Source organism: Arthrobacter psychrochitiniphilus, assembly GCF_003185915.1.
Classification (GTDB): domain Bacteria; phylum Actinomycetota; class Actinomycetes; order Actinomycetales; family Micrococcaceae; genus Specibacter; species Specibacter psychrochitiniphilus.
The window spans coordinates 440,702-457,216 of the sequence record NZ_QHLZ01000002.1 but is presented as its reverse complement, the minus strand read 5'-3'; the positions used below and the strand labels follow the sequence as shown (position 1 = coordinate 457,216).

14 protein-coding genes are annotated in these 16,515 nt (G+C 61.9%); 8 read left to right on the top strand and 6 right to left on the bottom strand.

The window, feature by feature from the left end; translation table 11 throughout:
- Window position 1 precedes the first annotated feature (1 nt).
- Both CVS29_RS05405 and xylB read left to right on the top strand, forming a co-directional pair.
- Complete coding sequence (locus tag CVS29_RS05405) at window positions 2-955, top strand: sugar-binding transcriptional regulator (RefSeq protein ID WP_110105293.1); 954 nt, start codon at window positions 2-4, stop codon at window positions 953-955.
- Window positions 952-2,385 (top strand): xylulokinase, encoded by a 1,434-nt coding sequence (gene xylB / locus CVS29_RS05400; RefSeq protein ID WP_245932073.1) that lies wholly within the window; start codon window positions 952-954, stop codon window positions 2,383-2,385. Before CVS29_RS05405 ends, xylB begins: the two co-directional genes overlap by 4 nt.
- Before the next feature lie 99 nt (window positions 2,386-2,484).
- Here xylB and CVS29_RS05395 read toward each other — a convergent pair whose 3' ends face one another.
- The gene (locus tag CVS29_RS05395; RefSeq protein WP_110105291.1) at window positions 2,485-3,966 is read right to left on the bottom strand and encodes a mannitol dehydrogenase family protein; all 1,482 of its coding nucleotides are present in this window, start codon (window positions 3,964-3,966) and stop codon (window positions 2,485-2,487) included.
- A gap of 170 nt (window positions 3,967-4,136) precedes the next feature.
- On the opposite strand from CVS29_RS05395, the gene CVS29_RS05390 reads away from it, so the two are divergent.
- Both CVS29_RS05390 and CVS29_RS05385 read left to right on the top strand, forming a co-directional pair.
- Window positions 4,137-5,885: a pyruvate dehydrogenase gene (locus CVS29_RS05390; protein WP_110105290.1), complete on the top strand. Its 1,749-nt coding sequence runs from the start codon at window positions 4,137-4,139 to the stop codon at window positions 5,883-5,885.
- Window positions 5,886-5,930: 45 nt separating this feature from the next.
- Window positions 5,931-6,323 carry a DUF1304 domain-containing protein gene (locus tag CVS29_RS05385; RefSeq protein ID WP_110105289.1) on the top strand — a complete coding sequence of 131 codons (393 nt, stop codon included), beginning with the start codon at window positions 5,931-5,933 and terminating at the stop codon, window positions 6,321-6,323.
- A gap of 84 nt (window positions 6,324-6,407) precedes the next feature.
- On the opposite strand, the gene CVS29_RS05380 is transcribed toward CVS29_RS05385, so the two are convergent.
- Window positions 6,408-7,433 carry a YdcF family protein gene (locus CVS29_RS05380; protein WP_218867968.1) on the bottom strand — a complete coding sequence of 342 codons (1,026 nt, stop codon included), beginning with the start codon at window positions 7,431-7,433 and terminating at the stop codon, window positions 6,408-6,410.
- Between the two features lie 264 nt (window positions 7,434-7,697).
- On the opposite strand from CVS29_RS05380, the gene rlmN reads away from it, so the two are divergent.
- Window positions 7,698-8,864, top strand: coding sequence for a dual-specificity RNA methyltransferase RlmN (gene rlmN, locus CVS29_RS05375; RefSeq protein ID WP_245932081.1), 1,167 nt, complete (start codon window positions 7,698-7,700; stop codon window positions 8,862-8,864).
- A 92-nt stretch (window positions 8,865-8,956) separates the two neighbouring features.
- Here the strand turns inward: rlmN and CVS29_RS05370 are convergent, their stop codons facing one another.
- Window positions 8,957-9,712 carry a peptidyl-tRNA hydrolase gene (locus CVS29_RS05370; protein ID WP_146212996.1) on the bottom strand — a complete coding sequence of 252 codons (756 nt, stop codon included), beginning with the start codon at window positions 9,710-9,712 and terminating at the stop codon, window positions 8,957-8,959.
- Between CVS29_RS05370 and CVS29_RS05365 the strand changes: the two genes are divergently transcribed.
- Entirely contained in the window at window positions 9,711-10,916 is a 1,206-nt protein-coding gene (locus CVS29_RS05365) for an aminotransferase class I/II-fold pyridoxal phosphate-dependent enzyme (protein WP_110105286.1), read from the top strand. The genes CVS29_RS05370 and CVS29_RS05365 overlap by 2 nt on opposite strands.
- A gap of 5 nt (window positions 10,917-10,921) precedes the next feature.
- Here CVS29_RS05365 and CVS29_RS05360 read toward each other — a convergent pair whose 3' ends face one another.
- Window positions 10,922-11,347, bottom strand: coding sequence for an acyl-CoA thioesterase (locus CVS29_RS05360; RefSeq protein ID WP_110105285.1), 426 nt, complete (start codon window positions 11,345-11,347; stop codon window positions 10,922-10,924).
- Window positions 11,348-12,381: 1,034 nt separating this feature from the next.
- A complete protein-coding gene (purB, locus tag CVS29_RS05355) occupies window positions 12,382-13,824 on the bottom strand; it encodes an adenylosuccinate lyase (protein ID WP_110105362.1) in 1,443 nt (480 codons plus the stop codon).
- 161 nt (window positions 13,825-13,985) lie between these two features.
- Between purB and CVS29_RS05350 the strand changes: the two genes are divergently transcribed.
- Window positions 13,986-14,339: a WXG100 family type VII secretion target gene (locus tag CVS29_RS05350; protein WP_110105284.1), complete on the top strand. Its 354-nt coding sequence runs from the start codon at window positions 13,986-13,988 to the stop codon at window positions 14,337-14,339.
- 154 nt (window positions 14,340-14,493) lie between these two features.
- A complete protein-coding gene (locus CVS29_RS05345) occupies window positions 14,494-16,071 on the top strand; it encodes a hypothetical protein (protein ID WP_110105283.1) in 1,578 nt (525 codons plus the stop codon).
- Between the two features lie 13 nt (window positions 16,072-16,084).
- On the opposite strand, the gene CVS29_RS05340 is transcribed toward CVS29_RS05345, so the two are convergent.
- Window positions 16,085-16,513: a phage holin family protein gene (locus CVS29_RS05340; RefSeq protein WP_110105282.1), complete on the bottom strand. Its 429-nt coding sequence runs from the start codon at window positions 16,511-16,513 to the stop codon at window positions 16,085-16,087.
- Between the last annotated feature and the right edge of the window lie 2 nt (window positions 16,514-16,515).

The window sequence follows — 16,515 nt, the reverse complement described above, 5'->3', positions numbered from 1 at the left end:
AATGCCTGAAATCTCCCATGAGGAGCTGCTTGCCCGCATTGGGCAGGCCTATTACCTAGATAGTCGTTCCAAGGTGGAGATCGCCACTGAACATGGCATCTCGCGTTTCCAAGTGGCACGGTTTCTGGACGAGGCGCGAGCCGCGGGCATAGTGCACATTGAAATTCGTCGTACCGGGCGCCACACGGCGGTGGACGCTGCGGCGCTCGCCGCAACCCTCGGGCTGCAGCGCGTGGTGGTGGTCAACACGCTCGATGACGACTTCGCGCAAAGAGACCTCCAAGCTCAGGCAGTGGCGTCGGAACTCATGGCAGAAGTCCATAAGGGAATGACGGTGGGCATCTCCTGGTCGCGCACCCTGGATCTGGCCGCCCGGCATGTCAAAGAGCTGCCGCGTTGTAATATTGTCCAGCTTGCCGGTGCGCTGCCTGTCCCGGGAGCAGGTAATCCGCTGGAAATCATCCAGCGGCTGGGGCGTTTAGGTGGCGGGACCACTTGGCCCATGTGGGCACCGCTAGTTGTTGACAGCGCCGCTACAGCATCAGGGCTTCGCCGGCAGCCGGAAATTGCCGATGCCATGGCCAAGGCTGATGCTCTGGATCTGGCATTTGTTGCCATTGGTGCCTGGGCCCCCAACCTCTCCACCGTCTGGGACCGCGTGGATAACTCCTCACGCCAGGACGGCATTGCCAAGGGTGCCGTGGCTGAATGCTCCGGACGGCTGATAGCGGCGGACGGCTCTGCGGTAGCTGCAGAGCTCGACGCGCGGATCCTCTCCGTGACCCTCAAGCAGCTTCAACGCACGCCCAAGGTCATTGCCGTTGCCCAAGGCGAAGCCCGCGCCGACGCCGTACGGGCCTGTATTGCCGCCGGTATTGTTCACACGCTGGTGGTTGATGAGTCTCTCGCCTTGGCGTTACAGGCATCAGCTGATGAAGAAGGAGCCTTGGTTTGAGCGAGAAAATGAGTGCAGCCAAGGCTTCCGGCCAGTTGGTGGTGGGCATTGACTCCTCCACGCAGTCTTGCAAGGTGGTGGCAATAGAGCTGGCCACTGGGGTGCAAGTGGCTACCGCATCTGCCGCGCACCCGGACGGCACCTTTCTTGATCCACGGCTGTGGACCGCTGCGCTAGAAGAAGCCTGGGCGGCGGCCGGCATTGCCGCCTTGGCAGGCAAAGTGGCGGCAGTGGCTGTGGCCGCGCAGCAGCACGGCATGGTGGCTGTGGATGCAGAGAATGTGCCTGTCCATGACGCGCTGTTGTGGAATGACATCCGCAGCGCCGAGGAGGCCAGCACCATGGTTGCCGAGCTGGGAGCCCAGACGTGGATTGACGCCGTCAATGTGCTCCCCGTGGCCTCATTTACGCTAACCAAGTTGGCGTGGCTTGCCCGCAACCGGCCTGCTGCGGCCGCCCGGGTGAGAACCGTGGGGCTGCCGCACGACTGGCTGAACCTGCAATTGACCGGCTCGTGGAGCACCGATCGCAGTGATGCCACCGGGACGGCCTATTTTGACCCGCTGAGCAACGGCTACCGGCATGAACTTTTGGAGCAATTTTTTGGCGGTGTCCCTGAGCTGCCACCGGTCCTTGACCCGGAGGCAAGTGCCGGGACGCTGCTGCCGTGCTGGGGCGAAAGTGCCGCCGTGGTGGGGGCAGGGATGGGGGATAACGCCGGGGCTGCGTTGGGTCTGGAGCTGGCGCCGGGGGAGATTGTGGTTTCAATCGGCACCTCTGGCACTGTTTTTGCCGTCTCTGAGCACCCCATTCATGATGTCAGTGGCCAGATAGCTGGTTTCGCTGACGCCACGGGCAGGCACCTGCCCCTGCTAGCCATGATCAACTCGGCCCGCGTCATGGCGGCCGGCGCCAACATGCTCAATGTGGATTTGGCCGAGTTTGACCGGCTGGCGCTCGCCGCCGCGCCAGATGCTGACGGCCTAACGCTGCTGCCGTACCTTGACGGGGAACGTACGCCCAACCTTCCCGACGCCACGGGCACGCTGGTTGGGCTGACCCGGACCAACATGACGGCTGAAAACATGGCGAGGGCCTCGGTTTTGGCCGTGCTGAACTCGCTGGCCGACGGGCTGGATACCCTTGCCGCTTCCGGGGTTCCTGTTGAGCGCGTGCTGCTCATTGGAGGCGGCTCCAAGTCCCGGGCGCTGCGCGAAGCTGCCGCAACTGTGTTTGCTGTTCCCGTGGATGTCCCTGAGCCTCGCGAATATGTTGCTCTGGGAGCCGCACGGCAGGCTGCCTGGGCTGCCACGGGGGAGCTTCCTGTCTGGGGCCGCCGGATTGAGGAGTCCTTCATGCCCGGCGGCGGCTGGGGTGCCCAGGTGCGCGAGCGGTATACGGCTGCGCGAAAGTCCGTGTACGGAGTGTAGTTAAGCACCGCCACATTAAAATCTGCGCCCGCCCCCCGCATCTGCCCCCGTTAGACCGGGCGCGGATGTGGGGGACGGGCGCGGGAAGCGCCGGGGAGGTTAGCGCCCCAGATTCACCAGCTCCTGCACGGCCGCGCGGGCGCCCTTGCTGTGCAGGGTGTCTAGGGTGCGCAGGTAGGCGTCGGTGAAGCGTTCGTTGTCCACCAGGTCACCAAAAATATCCCGGTTGCGCAGGAAGGCGAGCTTTTCCTCACTCTGCTTCGCTGCCGCGGCTATGAGCGGCTCCCTGAGCCGGTCAACCACCGTGATTGGCTGCCCCGACTCGTCCGTCCCCTCGGCATAGCGGGCCCAGGAGGCGACGATGCCGGCGGAACGGGCGATGGCGGCGTCGTTCTTCAGGTTGATCCACACCACCGGCACCAGCCACTTGGGAATCCTGTCCGAACTCTCGGCGCACAGCCGGGCCAAGGTGTCGCGGACGTGCTCGTTGGCGAAGCGCTCAATGAGCGTGTTTTTGTACAGCTGAAGGTCCACACCGGGCAGCGGGGAGAGCGCCGGCGTGCCCTCAAGGTCCATGTAGTCCAGCAGGAACTGCACAAAGAGCGGGTCCTGGGCCACCTGGTGCGCGTACTCGTAGCCGGCCAGGACGCCGAAGTAGCACAGGGCCTGGTGGCTGGCATTGAGCAGGCGAAGCTTCATGAGCTCATACGGCTCCACGTCCTCAACAAGCTGCACACCGGCGTCCTCGTAGGGCGGGCGGCCCAGCGTGAAGTGGTCCTCCAAAACCCATTGCTCGAAGGGCTCGCACACCACGGGCCACTCGTCCACGATGCCGAATTCCTTGGCAATGGCGGTGCGGTCGGCGTCGGCTGTGACGGGCGTGATGCGGTCCACCATGGAGTTGGGGAACATGACATTCTCACGCATCCAGGCGGCCAACTCCGGATCCCGCAGCTGCGCAAACGCCGTGAACATCTTCTTGGCCACATCGCCGTTGCCCTGGATGTTGTCACAGGACATCACGGTGAACGGGGCAATTCCACGGGCTCGACGGCGGGAGAGTGCCTCTGTGACCAGGCCAAACGTTGTGCGCGGGGCCGCGTTGGGGGCCAGATCGTGAATCACATCCGGGTTGCCGGCGTCGAATTCACCCGTGACGTGGTGGAAGTTGTAGCCGCCCTCCGTCACGGTGAGCGAGACGATGCGGGTGTTGGGGCTGGCCATCTTCTCAATGACAGCGTCCGGGTTTGCCGGGGCGAAGAGATACTCCGTGATGGATCCGATCACGCGGGCCTCACGGCGGCCGTCGGGGTGCTTGAGCAACATGGTGTACAGGCAGTCCTGCTGGGCCATGACGTGAGCCATTTTCACATCATGGGGCAGAACGCCCACACCGCAAATGCCCCAGTCGAGTGCCTTGCCTGCATTCATGAGCCGGTCAATGTACATGGCCTGATGGGCTCGGTGGAAACCGCCCACACCAAAGTGCACGATCCCCGTGGTGACCTTGGCGCGGTCATACTGAGGGACTGCGACATTTTCAGGCAGGCGGCCGAGGTTCTCAGCGGTGAGTTGCGGCATGAGGGGCTCCTTAAAGACGTGATCTTCATCCCACTGTATCAAATGAGCGCAATGTAACTTCTCATCTGAGCGTGTGGTGAATTTGGGTCGCCTCGATGCGTCGGGTTGGGCGAGGGGCTATATTGGCCAGTATCTGCCCACCCACACCTTGCAGCAGGAAGGTCCCCCCCATGGCCAAGGAACTTGCCACCCAGCTCATTGAACAACTGCAGCTTGCCGGCGTGCAGCGCATTTACGGGATTGTGGGTGACAGCCTGAACCCCCTGGTCGATGCGGTGCGAAAAACCGGCGGCTCCGCCAACGGAGGCATTGACTGGATCCATGTCCGGCATGAGGAGGCGGCCGCCTTCGCGGCGGGCGCAGAGGCTCAGCTGACAGGAAACCTAGCCGTGTGCGCTGGATCGTGCGGGCCGGGAAACCTGCACCTGATGAACGGGCTGTATGACGCGAACCGCACAGGGGCACCGGTGCTGGCTATCGCCTCACACATCCCCAGCAAACAAATTGGCAGCAGCTTCTTCCAGGAAACCCACCCGGACCGGATCTTCGAGGAATGCTCGGTGTACTCCGAACTTGTCAGCACGGCAGAACAGGCCCCACGCGTCATGCACAGCGCCATCTCGCATGCGCTGGGCTTGCGCGGGGTAGCCGTTATAACCCTGCCGGGCGACATTGCCAGCCTCCCGGCCAGTGCCCCTACCCCGCAGTGGCAACCATTCACTCGGGCCTCGCTGGTACCGGCCCCCGAAAGTGTCGCCGAGCTTGCCCAAGCCATCAACCAAGCGGATAAGGTGGCAATCTTTGCGGGGGCCGGCGTTGCAGGCGCCCACGATGAAGTCATAGCCCTGGCCGAAAAGATCAAGGCTCCCATTGGGCACAGCCTGCGGGGGAAGGACTTCATCCAGTACGCAAACCCGTACGACATTGGGATGACCGGCCTGCTGGGCTATGGTGCTGCAGCCGAAGGAATTGAAGGCGCTGATTTGCTCATCCTGCTGGGCACCGACTTCCCCTACGACCAATTCCTGCCCGGCACCCGCACCGCACAGGTGGATTGTGCACCTGAGCATCTGGGCCGGCGCACCGACGTGGACATCTGCGTCCACGGCGACGTACTGCCAACCCTGCAGGCCCTCATGCCACTGCTCGAAGCCAAGACGCATTCGAAGTTTCTGGACCAAATACTGAAAAAGCATGACCGGCTCATGAATAAAGCGGTGGGTGCCTATACGCGCAAGGCGGATAAGTTGGTTCCCATTCATCCGGAGTATGCGGCGTCGCTGCTGGATGAAATTGCGGCCGAGGACGCCATCTTCACCGCAGACACGGGCATGTGCAACGTGTGGAGCGCCCGCTACATCAACCCGTTGGGCACCAGGCGCCTCATTGGCTCCTACCTGCATGGCTCCATGGCCAACGCACTGCCGCAGGCCATTGGCGCCCAAGCCGCCCACCCCTCCCGGCAGGTCATCTCCATCTCCGGGGACGGTGGGTTGTCAATGCTGCTCGGCGAATTGATCACGGCCGCGGCCCACAAGCTGCCCGTGAATGTGGTGGTGTTCAACAACTCCACACTGGGCATGGTGAAGCTGGAGATGCTGGTGGACGGGCTGGCCGACTTCGGTGTGGACGTGCCCGACACCAACTATGCGGCCATCGCCACGGCCATGGGGTTCCATGCCATGCGGGTCACCGATCCGGCAGACATTGCCGGCGCCTACCGCGCCGCATTTGCCCACAATGGGCCTTCGCTCGTGGAGCTCATCACCGACCCCAATGCACTGTCCATCCCACCGAAAATCAAGGGCAGTCAGGTCCTTGGCTTCGCCACGGCCATGTCCAAGATCGCGCTGAACAAGGGCGCGGGCGAGGCGGTGAGCATGGCCCGCAGCAACATTCGAAACATCCCCCGCAACTAACCGCGCGCCACAGCGAAAAGTCACCTACACCCTGAGAAGGTCTCAATGCTCCTTGCATCCCTCGTATTCACCGCTTTGGCCGCCTTGGTCCACGTCTATATTTTCGTGTTGGAATCGCTGCGCTGGACGGCGGAGAGTACCCGGAGGACCTTCGGACTCAACGCTTCGCAGGCTCACGCAACGAAGGAAATGGCGTTCAACCAAGGCTTCTACAACTTGTTTCTGGCATTGGTGGCTGCTGCTGGCATCATCGCCGCAGCCTTGGGCCACCACGGTGTGGGTGCGGCGCTAGTCCTGGCAGGGTGCGGGTCCATGGTGGCGGCTGGGATGGTCCTTCTCATTTCCTCGCCCAAGAAGGCCAAGGCCGCGGTGGTTCAGCTCGCGATGCCGGCGTTCGCCGTCGCCCTTTTGCTGTTGTGGCTGGCGGCCAGCTCGTGAGTCCCACGTAGTGCACAAGCCGGGAAGCGCAGCCGGACGCGGTGGTCCTTGGGTGGTGAGCGTGCTGGCGAGGAAGCACGCCAGTTACTGGCTGGACATCACCAGCAGCCATGTGCCGAACACGCTCAATGCCACGAAGGGCAGGCACAGGATCAGGTGGAGTTTCTTATGTTCGCGCAGGATGGCGGCAAATTCGCGGAGGAACGCGCTGGGCAAATAATAGCGGGCCGTGGGGGAGCCCACCACCTGCGCGTCGAGCCCCAGCTTGCGGGACAGCAGCGCTGCACGGAGGACGTGGTAGTTATTCGTGACCACAACCATGGCCCCGCCTTTCCCGCGCTCGCGGGCCACCGCAGCAGAAAACTGCAGGTTCTCCGCTGTGGAGGCGGCCTTCTCCTCGGCCACCACATGGCCCGCTGGCGCCCCTGCCATGAGCAAATATTCGGCCATGGCCTCGCCCTCGGGTCGGGACTCGTTGGCACCCTGTCCACCGGAGGGAATCAACAGCGGCGCCGTCCTAGCGGGACCGTTGGGGCTGAGGGCTTCCCGGTACATCGCAAGGCCTTTGTCGAGACGTGAGCGCAGCAGGGGAGGAACCGTACCGTCGATGATCTGCGAACCGAGGATGACAACTGAATCCGGTTCAACGGTGTGTTTCATCCGCCCGTAGGCAACCGCATAAGCCAGGAACACGACGAACACCACACCAAAGTAGCTGCACAGCGAGAACAACAGTGCGGCAAAGCCAATGGCTACCGGGTTCAGTGTGGCCACGAGTAGAACTGCCAGGACGGGCAGCCCCAGTAACGCAATGCCGGCCAGCAGGGATAGCAGGTTCCCGATGCTCCGGCCCTCACGGCGCAACATGGTGACACCGTTGCTGATAAGAAACCCGGCCAGGACAATAACGGCCAGCGGGGTCAGGGCCACGATGCTGAGCGCTATCAGGGCTGTCCACGGGAACCATTGGGAGAGAATGTCGGCAACGCCCGTGAGCGTGAACCAGCAAGCAGCCACCAAGACAATTCCGTTGCGCAGCATACGGGCATCCTTGCGGCGCAAATATACGTAGGTGGCGGCAAGGATTGCGGCCAAAAACAGGGAGAACATGTCCTCAGCCTAGTTGTTTCAAGTGCCTGCCGGCGTGGCACTCCGGGTGGAGATTTCGCCGTGCGGTCAAGGAAAAAATGTGATCTTGGCGGCGGACGCGGGACACTGAAGGGGAAGTAGGGGATGATGGAAAGGATGACTTCCCCCAAAAACATTCCCAGCCCCGCCGTCTCCGCTTCCGCCGCGAACGATGCCAAAACCACGACCGCTCCCAAGAGCCGGACTGCCGAGGCCCGTTCCGCTGCCCGCCGCCCGGCCCAGGTCATGCCTGCCACGGAGGGCTGGGATCAGGCTAAGAACCCAGAAGGCCGCCCGCTGCTGCAGTTCAAGTCCCCGCGCGTCTCTCAGCCACCGGTGCACCTGGCGGATATGACGCTGCCCGAACGTGAGGCGAGGTTCAAGGAGATGGGCCTGCCGGCGTTCCGTGCCAAGCAGCTCTCCGTGCACTACTTCCAGCACTACACCACCGATCCCGAGCGCATGAGTGACCTGCCCAAGGACCGCCGCACCGAGATCACCGAGACCATGTTCCCGAAGTTGCTGACAGAGATCAAGCGCCTCACCACGGACAACGGGGACACCGTGAAGTTCCTGTGGCGCCTCTTTGACGGTTCCCTCGTGGAGTCCGTGCTCATGCGTTACCCCGGCCGGATCACCCTGTGCGTGTCCAGCCAGTGCGGTTGCGGCATGAACTGCCCGTTCTGCGCCACGGGCCAGGCCGGGTTGACCCGCAACATGTCCACGGCGGAGATCCTGGACCAGATTGTCCAGGCCAACCGCGTGATTGCCGAGGGTGGGTTGGGGAACCTGCGCCGCGATGGCGGGCACGACGCCGACCGGGTCACCAACATTGTCTTCATGGGCATGGGTGAGCCGCTTGCGAACTACAAGCGCGTCATGAACGCCGTGCACCGCATGGTTGCCGAAGCCCCCGAGGGTCTGGGCATGTCCGCCCGCGGCATCACCGTATCCACCGTGGGCCTGGCCCCGGCCATCAGGAAGCTGGCGGAAGAAGGTGTGGCCATCACCTTCGCGCTCTCCCTCCACGCCCCGGATGATGAGCTGCGCGACGAGCTGATCCCGGTCAACGACAAGTGGAAGGTGGATGAGGTGCTGGACGCCGCGTACAACTACTACAAGGTCACCGGCCGCCGCGTGTCCATTGAATACGCGCTGATCAAGGACATGAATGATCACCCCTGGCGTGCCGAGATGCTCGCCAAGAAGCTCAACGCGCGCGGCCGCGGCTGGGTCCACGTGAATCCGATCCCGCTGAACCCCACCCCCGGCTCCATTTGGACCTCCTCCGAGCCAGCTGTCATGGCGGAGTTCATCAACACGCTGATCGATCTGGGCGTGCCCACCACGCTGCGCGATACCCGCGGCAAGGAGATCGACGGCGCCTGCGGCCAGCTCGCCGCCGCCGAGTAGCGCTGACGCAACTGATCCACAGCGCAACTATAGAACGACGCCGGAACTTAGGTTCCGGCGTCGTTCTTTACGTTATGCGGTGGTTGGGCCCGCTAGCGCACCTTGGTGGCGCTCACATAGGCGGTGGTGGAACCGGGCTCAATCTCGGTCCGGCCCGCGTCCTGAATGACGGGCCCGGCTGACTTCCGTGCACCCTTGCGGAACTCCTTCGCCGGGAGCTCAAGCACGCTCAACGGGAAACCGTCGGCCACCCAGGCCTCCACCGTGCCGGGTTTGGATTCCAAAACCCACGCAAAGAGTGCGTGGGCGGCCTGGGCGGCGGCCTTGCCCGTGGACATCTCCAGGGAGGCGTTGAGTACAATCGTCAACGGTGCCGGCGGCAGCGGTTCGCCGCGGGGCAGCTGGGTGCCGGAAACCTGCAGCTTGGCCAGCAGCTTCGGCAGTGCGGCGGCGGGCATGGGTGGCAGACCCGCGGCGCGTCCTTCGCCAACTTCGACTAGCGCATGCTCCGGGAACGCTGCGAGCACCTTGGCGAACATTTTTGCGTCGGCCCGGCGCACCGTCTTGCCGAATGCCGCGGAGGACCAATCCTGCCAATCCGGGTTCTCGGGGTCGCGCAGGAACGCCTGAACGGAGGCCAGGGCGGCAGCCGCAATACCGTGGTGTTCCCCTGCCGGATCTTCCCGGTCCACCAGCAAAATGATGGGTTGAATCAATTCTTCATCGCTGCGTTGCGTGTATTCACTCACCCCACCAGCGTAGGGGTAATGCTTGCTGCGTGTGACAAGCTGGGATCCTGGCCGTGATTCCACCGGCCGTTCCAGCTGCAGCATCCAAGGAGTTCCCATGACCAAGCCGCTCACTGTTGCCAGCCGTGCCCAAGTACCGCCCTTTCAGGTCATGGACATCCTGGCACGCGTGGCCGAACTGCGTGCCGAGGGGCGGGACGTCATTTCACTGTGCGCAGGGGAACCCGGCAGTGGCGCGCCGGCGGAGGTCTCGGCCGCAGCAGCCGCGATCCACGCGGCCGGAACACCACTGACATACACCCCGGCGCTGGGCATCGCCGAGCTTCGCGAAGCCATCTCCGGACACTACCGGCGCTGGTACGGGCTCGCTGTCCCGGCGCGGAACGTGGCCGTCACCACCGGCTCCTCCGGCGCCTTTGTGCTGACTTTCCTCTCAGCCTTCAACGCCGGTGACCGTGTAGCCCTGGCCCGGCCAGGTTACCCGGCATATAAGAACATCCTGAGTTCGCTGGGTGTGGAAGTGGTGGAGCTGGACTGCGGCCCCGAATCCCGCTTCCAGCCCACACCAGCACAACTTGAGCAGGCAGTACGCACACACGGACGGTTGAGCGGGCTAATGCTGGCTTCCCCCGCAAACCCCACCGGAACCATGGTGTCCAAACCGGAGCTCGAAGCACTCACCCGGTGGTGTGCGGATGCGGGAGTACGCCTCATCAGCGACGAAATTTACCACGGCATCGCATACCCGGAATCCGGTGCGGAGAACCCGCGCGGAGTGTGCGCTTGGGAACTTGACCGCTGCGCCGTCGTGATTTCCAGCTTCTCCAAATACTGGGGCATGACGGGCTGGCGGCTGGGTTGGGCCATTGTGCCCGATGACCTCATCGACACCGTGGATGCACTCGCTGGGAACGTGGCCCTGTGCCCACCAGCTCCCGCCCAGATGGCGGCCGTGGCGGCGTTCAGCGAGGCGTCCTATGAGGCGGCCGATAATTTTGTGGCCGAATATGCCCGTACTCGGGAGTACTTGCTGGCCAACCTTGACCGGTTGGGGTGGGGCGATGCTGCGCCCGCGGACGGCGCTTTTTACCTCTACGCAAACCTAGGTGCAGCCATGGACGGATTTGCCGATTCGGCTGCGTATTGTGCGGCGTTGCTGGAATCGGCAGGGGTTGCGGTTGTGCCCGGGCTGGACTTTGATTCGGTGGCCGGAACGGACACGGTCAGGCTGAGTTTTGCTGGCGGGTACAGCACCGTCCGCGAAGGTTTCGAGCGGATCGTTGCCTTCCAGCAGGAACGGTAGAGGCGCTACTGGTCAACTTCTTTTAGGTGCATGGGCAACCTGTCGCGGTCGTAGGTGATGCAGTCATAACCGTGGGCAGCAGGGTTGCCGTCAGAGCCCAAGTTCACGAACACAATCTTTTCGATGGTCAGGATTGATTTCCGCGTGAACATGTTGCGTACTTCGGCGCGCATTGTCAATGAAGTGCGGCCAAAATGAGTGGCTGTCAGGCCCATTTCAATGAGATCGCCCTTGACAGCGGACGAGACAAAATTGATCTCCGACATGTATTTAGTCACTGCCATGCCGTTGCCGAGTTGGACGATCGCATAGATGGCCGCTTCCTCATCGATCCAGCGCAGCAGGCTGCCGCCGAAGAGGGTGCCGTTGGCGTTGAGGTCCTCCGGGCGGACCCATTTGCGCGTGTGGAAAGTAATATCACCATTGTTCATACAGCCAAACCTAACGGCGAACACTGCTCGCGGCCCCGGATTGTCGTCGGAAACACAGCATGGGTGTGCCACAGTGGCCGGGAATCCTCAGTGTTCATTCCTTTCAAAGCTGCAGCCGCCGGGACCTTGTTTACAAAACTCGTTGTTGCCCTTTTGCGCGGATTCCTGAACTGGAAGTTTGGATCCATGGAAAGGAAAAACCATGGATGATTCTTTTGGCCCCAATGACCACGGTACCTGCGAGAATGAGGCTGATCGAGAGTTTCTTCAGCTGAGAAATTCAATGGGAACCCCTCGCTACAACGAATGCCTAGTGTGCTTCCTGGGACGAGTCATAGCAATGCTGGAGCCTGCGGGTTCACCATGACCCAAGTATTTCGGACAACTAATGCCCCACGTGCCACCAATCTCGGCGAACGGCTATCGCACCTGGGCATTTACGGTGATGCCCAGCTCCTCCAGACCGGTGTCGTAGCCAATTCGACGATTTGGGAGGTTGAACGCTGTGCTGACTGCGGTATTCCCTTGGGGGCGCCGAATTGCTTCTGAGTCCGTAAGGGATCCACGCAGCCGTGGCCGTTTTAGGTAACAGTGGTTCGCACGGCTCGGCACTTGAATCCGCCCACTTGCCGATTCCGTTAGGAATGACACTCACTACTCTCGGCGTTATGGTGCTCGGAGCATATGTCTTCGATCGCGTTTCACGGCGGAAGAAAAACGGGGCCGCATCGGTCTCTATCGATTCAGGAAACCACCTATTATCGAACGTTGGTGCGGCGCCGGCGAAACGCTCAATTGCCACTGAACTTGCACTTCTATCTGAACTATCTTCACAAGGGGCTCTCTCCGCGGCCGAATTTGAAGCGGCTAAGCGCCGTGTCCTCCATAACTGATCCTTGAGTTGCCGCGCCTAGCTTCCATAAACGACGGCGGCACCCAAGGTGCGCTTGATGCGGCGGATTCTAGAACTCGCCTGCGCAAACTTCAGTGCCGCCGTCGTACTTCATCTTCGCCAAAAAACGGCGGAGGGGGTGTTACTTGTTCAGGTGGTCCACCAAGGACTCTGCGATGCCGATGTACTTGCCAGGGGTGAGGTCCAACAGGCGGGCCTGCGCCTCCGCGGAGAGGCCCAATCCGGAGACGAACTCCTGCATGCGGTCCGCGTCCACGCGGTGACCGCGGGTCAGGTCCTTCAGGCGCTCGTAAGGATCGTCCATGCCCTCAACACCGGCGATGGCCTCGGCGCGCATGACCATCTGGATGGCCTCGGCGAGGACTTCCCAGTTGTGGTCAAGGTCGTCGGCCAGCACGGCCTCTGCAGTGTCTAGGCGGCCCAGGCCGCCCAAAACATTGTTGATGGCGAGTATGGAGTGGCCAAAGGCTACGCCAATGTTGCGCTGGCTAGAGGAGTCTGTGAGGTCGCGCTGCCAGCGGCTCGTGACCAAAGTGGCGCCCAGAGTGTCAAGGAGTGCGTTGGAGATCTCAAGGTTGGCCTCGGCGTTTTCGAAGCGGATCGGGTTGACCTTGTGCGGCATGGTGGAGGAACCTGTGGCGCCGGGAACCGGAACCTGGGCGAAGTAGCCGATGGAAATATAGCTCCACACATCAGTGCACAGGTTGTGCAGGATGCGGTTAAAGCGTGCCATATCGGCGTACAGCTCAGCCTGCCAGTCGTGCGATTCGATCTGGGTAGTCAGCGGGTTCCAGGTCAGGCCCAGGGACTCAACGAAGGACTTGGCAACCGCTTCCCAGTCAGCTGTGGGAACGGAAGCGTAATGGGCGGCATAGGTGCCGGTGGCGCCATTGATCTTGCCCAAGATTTCGGTTTTGGCAATGCGGTCCAGCTGGCGGGTCAGGCGGAAGGCGGTGACGGCCAATTCCTTGCCCAAGGTGGTGGGCGTGGCCGGCTGGCCATGCGTGCGGGAGAGCATGGGGACGGCGCGGTTTTCCTCAGCCATCGCGGCGATCTTGGCGACCAGGGTCCGGGCTGCGGGTAGCCAGACGTCCTCGACGGCGCCCTTGACGCCTACGGCGTATGAGAGGTTATTGATGTCTTCGCTGGTGCAGCCAAAGTGGACCAGGGGCTTGAGGCGCTCCAAGCCCAGGGCGGCAAGACGGTTGCCAATGAAGTATTCCACGGCCTTGACGTCGTGGACCGTGACCTTTTCAATGTCGGCCAGTTCTTTGACGGATTCGGCGTCGAACTCGGTGACGATGCCGCGCAGGCCAGCCTGCTGCTCAGCGGTCAGCAGCTCGGTACCGGGCAGCACGTTGTTGTTGGTCAGGTGGATGAACCACTCGACTTCAACACCCACGCGGTCGCGGTTCAGGGCGGCCTCGGAGAGGTAGTCAACCAAAGGTGCAACAGCACCGAAATAGCGGCCATCGAGTGGGCCCAGAGCGATGCGCTCAGAGGAGGCGGCCAGGGACTTACGGCCGGAAGGGATGCGGGCTGTGGCGTTTGCGGAATCAGACATGGTGCCAATTCTTCCATGAACCGCCAATTCCTCCACAGCGGTGGCTTCCTCCCGGACGGGCCACAATCCAAGGCAGGGATGTAGCGCAAGTAAAGAGTGGACTTTTAGGCTGGCAACACGGGGGCATTTCGGGAGAGTTTCTTTAAAAGGTGGTGCCGCAGATGGCAGGGGCAGGAGATTTTCTTGGTGGACCGGGAGCCAGGGCTGGACCGCCGCCAGATGCTGTGGCGGCACTGGCCCAGAGGCTGGCAGGAATCGCAGCTGATATTGAGGGCCTCCGGCTGCAACTGGGCCAGCTAGTTTCTGTGGATTGGAAGTCGCCGGCGGCAGCTGCTTTCCGAGATGCGCTGACCGAACGGAACATGGCGATACTGGCCGTGGTCAGGGCCATTGAGAATGCAGCGGATGAGACTCGCAGCTATGGGCTTTTCTTAAGCACCAGTGCGCAGTCATGCCTGCGCCCGGGCCTAGACGGGCCGCATACTGGCGGAATCGTGTGGGTACCGCCGAGATGAGCCGAGTAGAAGGGTGGTATTTCCCGTGACGGGTTAAATCGTGGGTCTTACTGCCAGCGCCGGTGACAGTGCCCGTGCCGTGGGATGGCCCGGGCCAGGGTGCGGGAACAGTAAGGCAGCGAAACGCCGGGGTGGAGGGCAGAGGGTGGAGGATATGGCTGAAGAATATAAGGAGCGGACAGTGTTTTCCGTTGAGGGCGGCCCAGGATCCGTCAGCTACACATTGGCGGAGATTGCTGGGGCCGGTGTCGAGTTGGGCCAGCTAGCCAGAGATATGCTCTCGCTCGTGGAGCGAATACAGGCGGAATGGTTTTGGCTAAACGGAGCTGCTGCGGGAGCAGCGCCCTATCCCCACGGCCCACTTGACGCACTGCTCAATGCGCTGTGGGCCGGCAGGCGTGTGCAGGAAGACACCGCCGCACTTGCCCGCAAGACGGCTCAAGCGGGTGCTAGTTATGCTGCCGCGGAAGCGCGCAATGCAGCCATCACGGCACGGCTGGAAAGTCTTGCTGCACTTCGTCAGGGCCTCCATGCTGGCTCGTTGGGCCCGCTGGCACTCTTTGGAGTTGCCCAAAACATCGCGACGTCGTTACGCAAGCCAGGAACCGGGTTGCGGGATGTGGTGGAGAAGATTCTCAATGATGCTGGACCCTACGGCGCAGGCCTATTGGGTCCGGGCTTTGGGATGGCGTACCTGCTCTCCCAACTCCGGGGGCAGGGGACCAGCACGCCCGGAGTTAAGCAGGCGTTTGTGCTCCGAAAACTATTTGATACGGCCGGATTGGCCCATCCCGGTCATATGGTGGTTCGGCAGCTTCCGGCGCAGGAATGGGACTCTGCTGAGCCTTCCTTCCCGTCAGGGCATGCCTCCTCGACCGAGGGCCGGCCTTGGACGGTCAAAGCAAGTATTGAGGGCCTGCTGGATGGAAGTAACGACGCCTACAAATATCCGCCCGGGTCCATCGGGGTGGTACGTGTTCAGCGGCCCGACGGCACTCCGGTTTGGTTGGTCCACCTTCCGGGAACTGAAGACTGGTCCACGGTGGATAGTGCCAACCCCTTCGATATGGAAGGGAACTTGGAGGGGCTGACAGCTGCCCAAGCAGAAGCATTCAAACAACAGGAAGTGCTGATGCAGCAGCTCATCAAGGAATCTCTCAGGGCTGCGGGGGCCTTGCCAGGGGAAGAAGTGCTCCTCACCGGCCACAGTGGCGGCGGCATCCATGCTGCGGCGGCGGCCGCAGATCCGGCTTTTCTGGCCGAGGTCAATGTGAAGATGATAGTCATTGCAGGAGCACCTGCACGGAACGCGGAGGTTCCCGCCAGTACAGCTGTGCTGGATCTGGAAAATGAGCACGATCTCGTGACGGCAGCAGACTTCGGCCCACCCGCCCCAACTCCCAACTGGGTGACGGTGACTTCTCACCGGCCCCCTCTGCCCGAGGGGACGGATTTGGGGGACATCCTCAAGGAAGCCCACTCCCTCGACAACTATCTTGACGACGCCGCAGCCCTAGACAATCCCGAAAATTCGGCAACTGACGGATCCAGAGAGGCCATCAAAACAATTTTGGGCGCTGGCGTTGCTGGAGCGGCAGTGGCAGGGACAAAATGGGTTTTCCAAGGGAAGGACGTCGACGATCAGCCCAGGTCCGGAACAAAATCCGAAAAAGGGGCCGGGACGAAGAACAAAAGTGAAAAAAGTGACCGCTACAAACTCGGCGTCCGTTAGAGGCAGGAAGTTCTTAGTGCCGAGTATCGTACTTTCTCAGGTTCCCAGTCAGCATGGACACCACGCTGATGATGAGCGCGGCGAAGATGGCTGTCCAGAAGAAGTCATCAATGCTGAAATCGACCGGAGTATAACTACTTAGCCAAGCGGTCAGCCACAACATGGCAGCGTTGATAACGATCGTGAACAAACCCAATGTCAAAATAGTCACCGGTAAAGACAGCAGTTTCACAATCGGTTTCACCAGCGCATTAACTACCCCAAATACCAGGCCGATAAACAAATACCCCAAGACCGTATTGACGGTAGCCGCAGTGCCTTCGGGTCCGCCCAAATTGGACTCAAGAACCGCTGCGGACGCGATGTGCATGCCGGGCAGGATCCAGCTGGCAAGCCACAGCCCAACGGCGTTGATGACTACTTGAATGATGAATCGTCGCATGT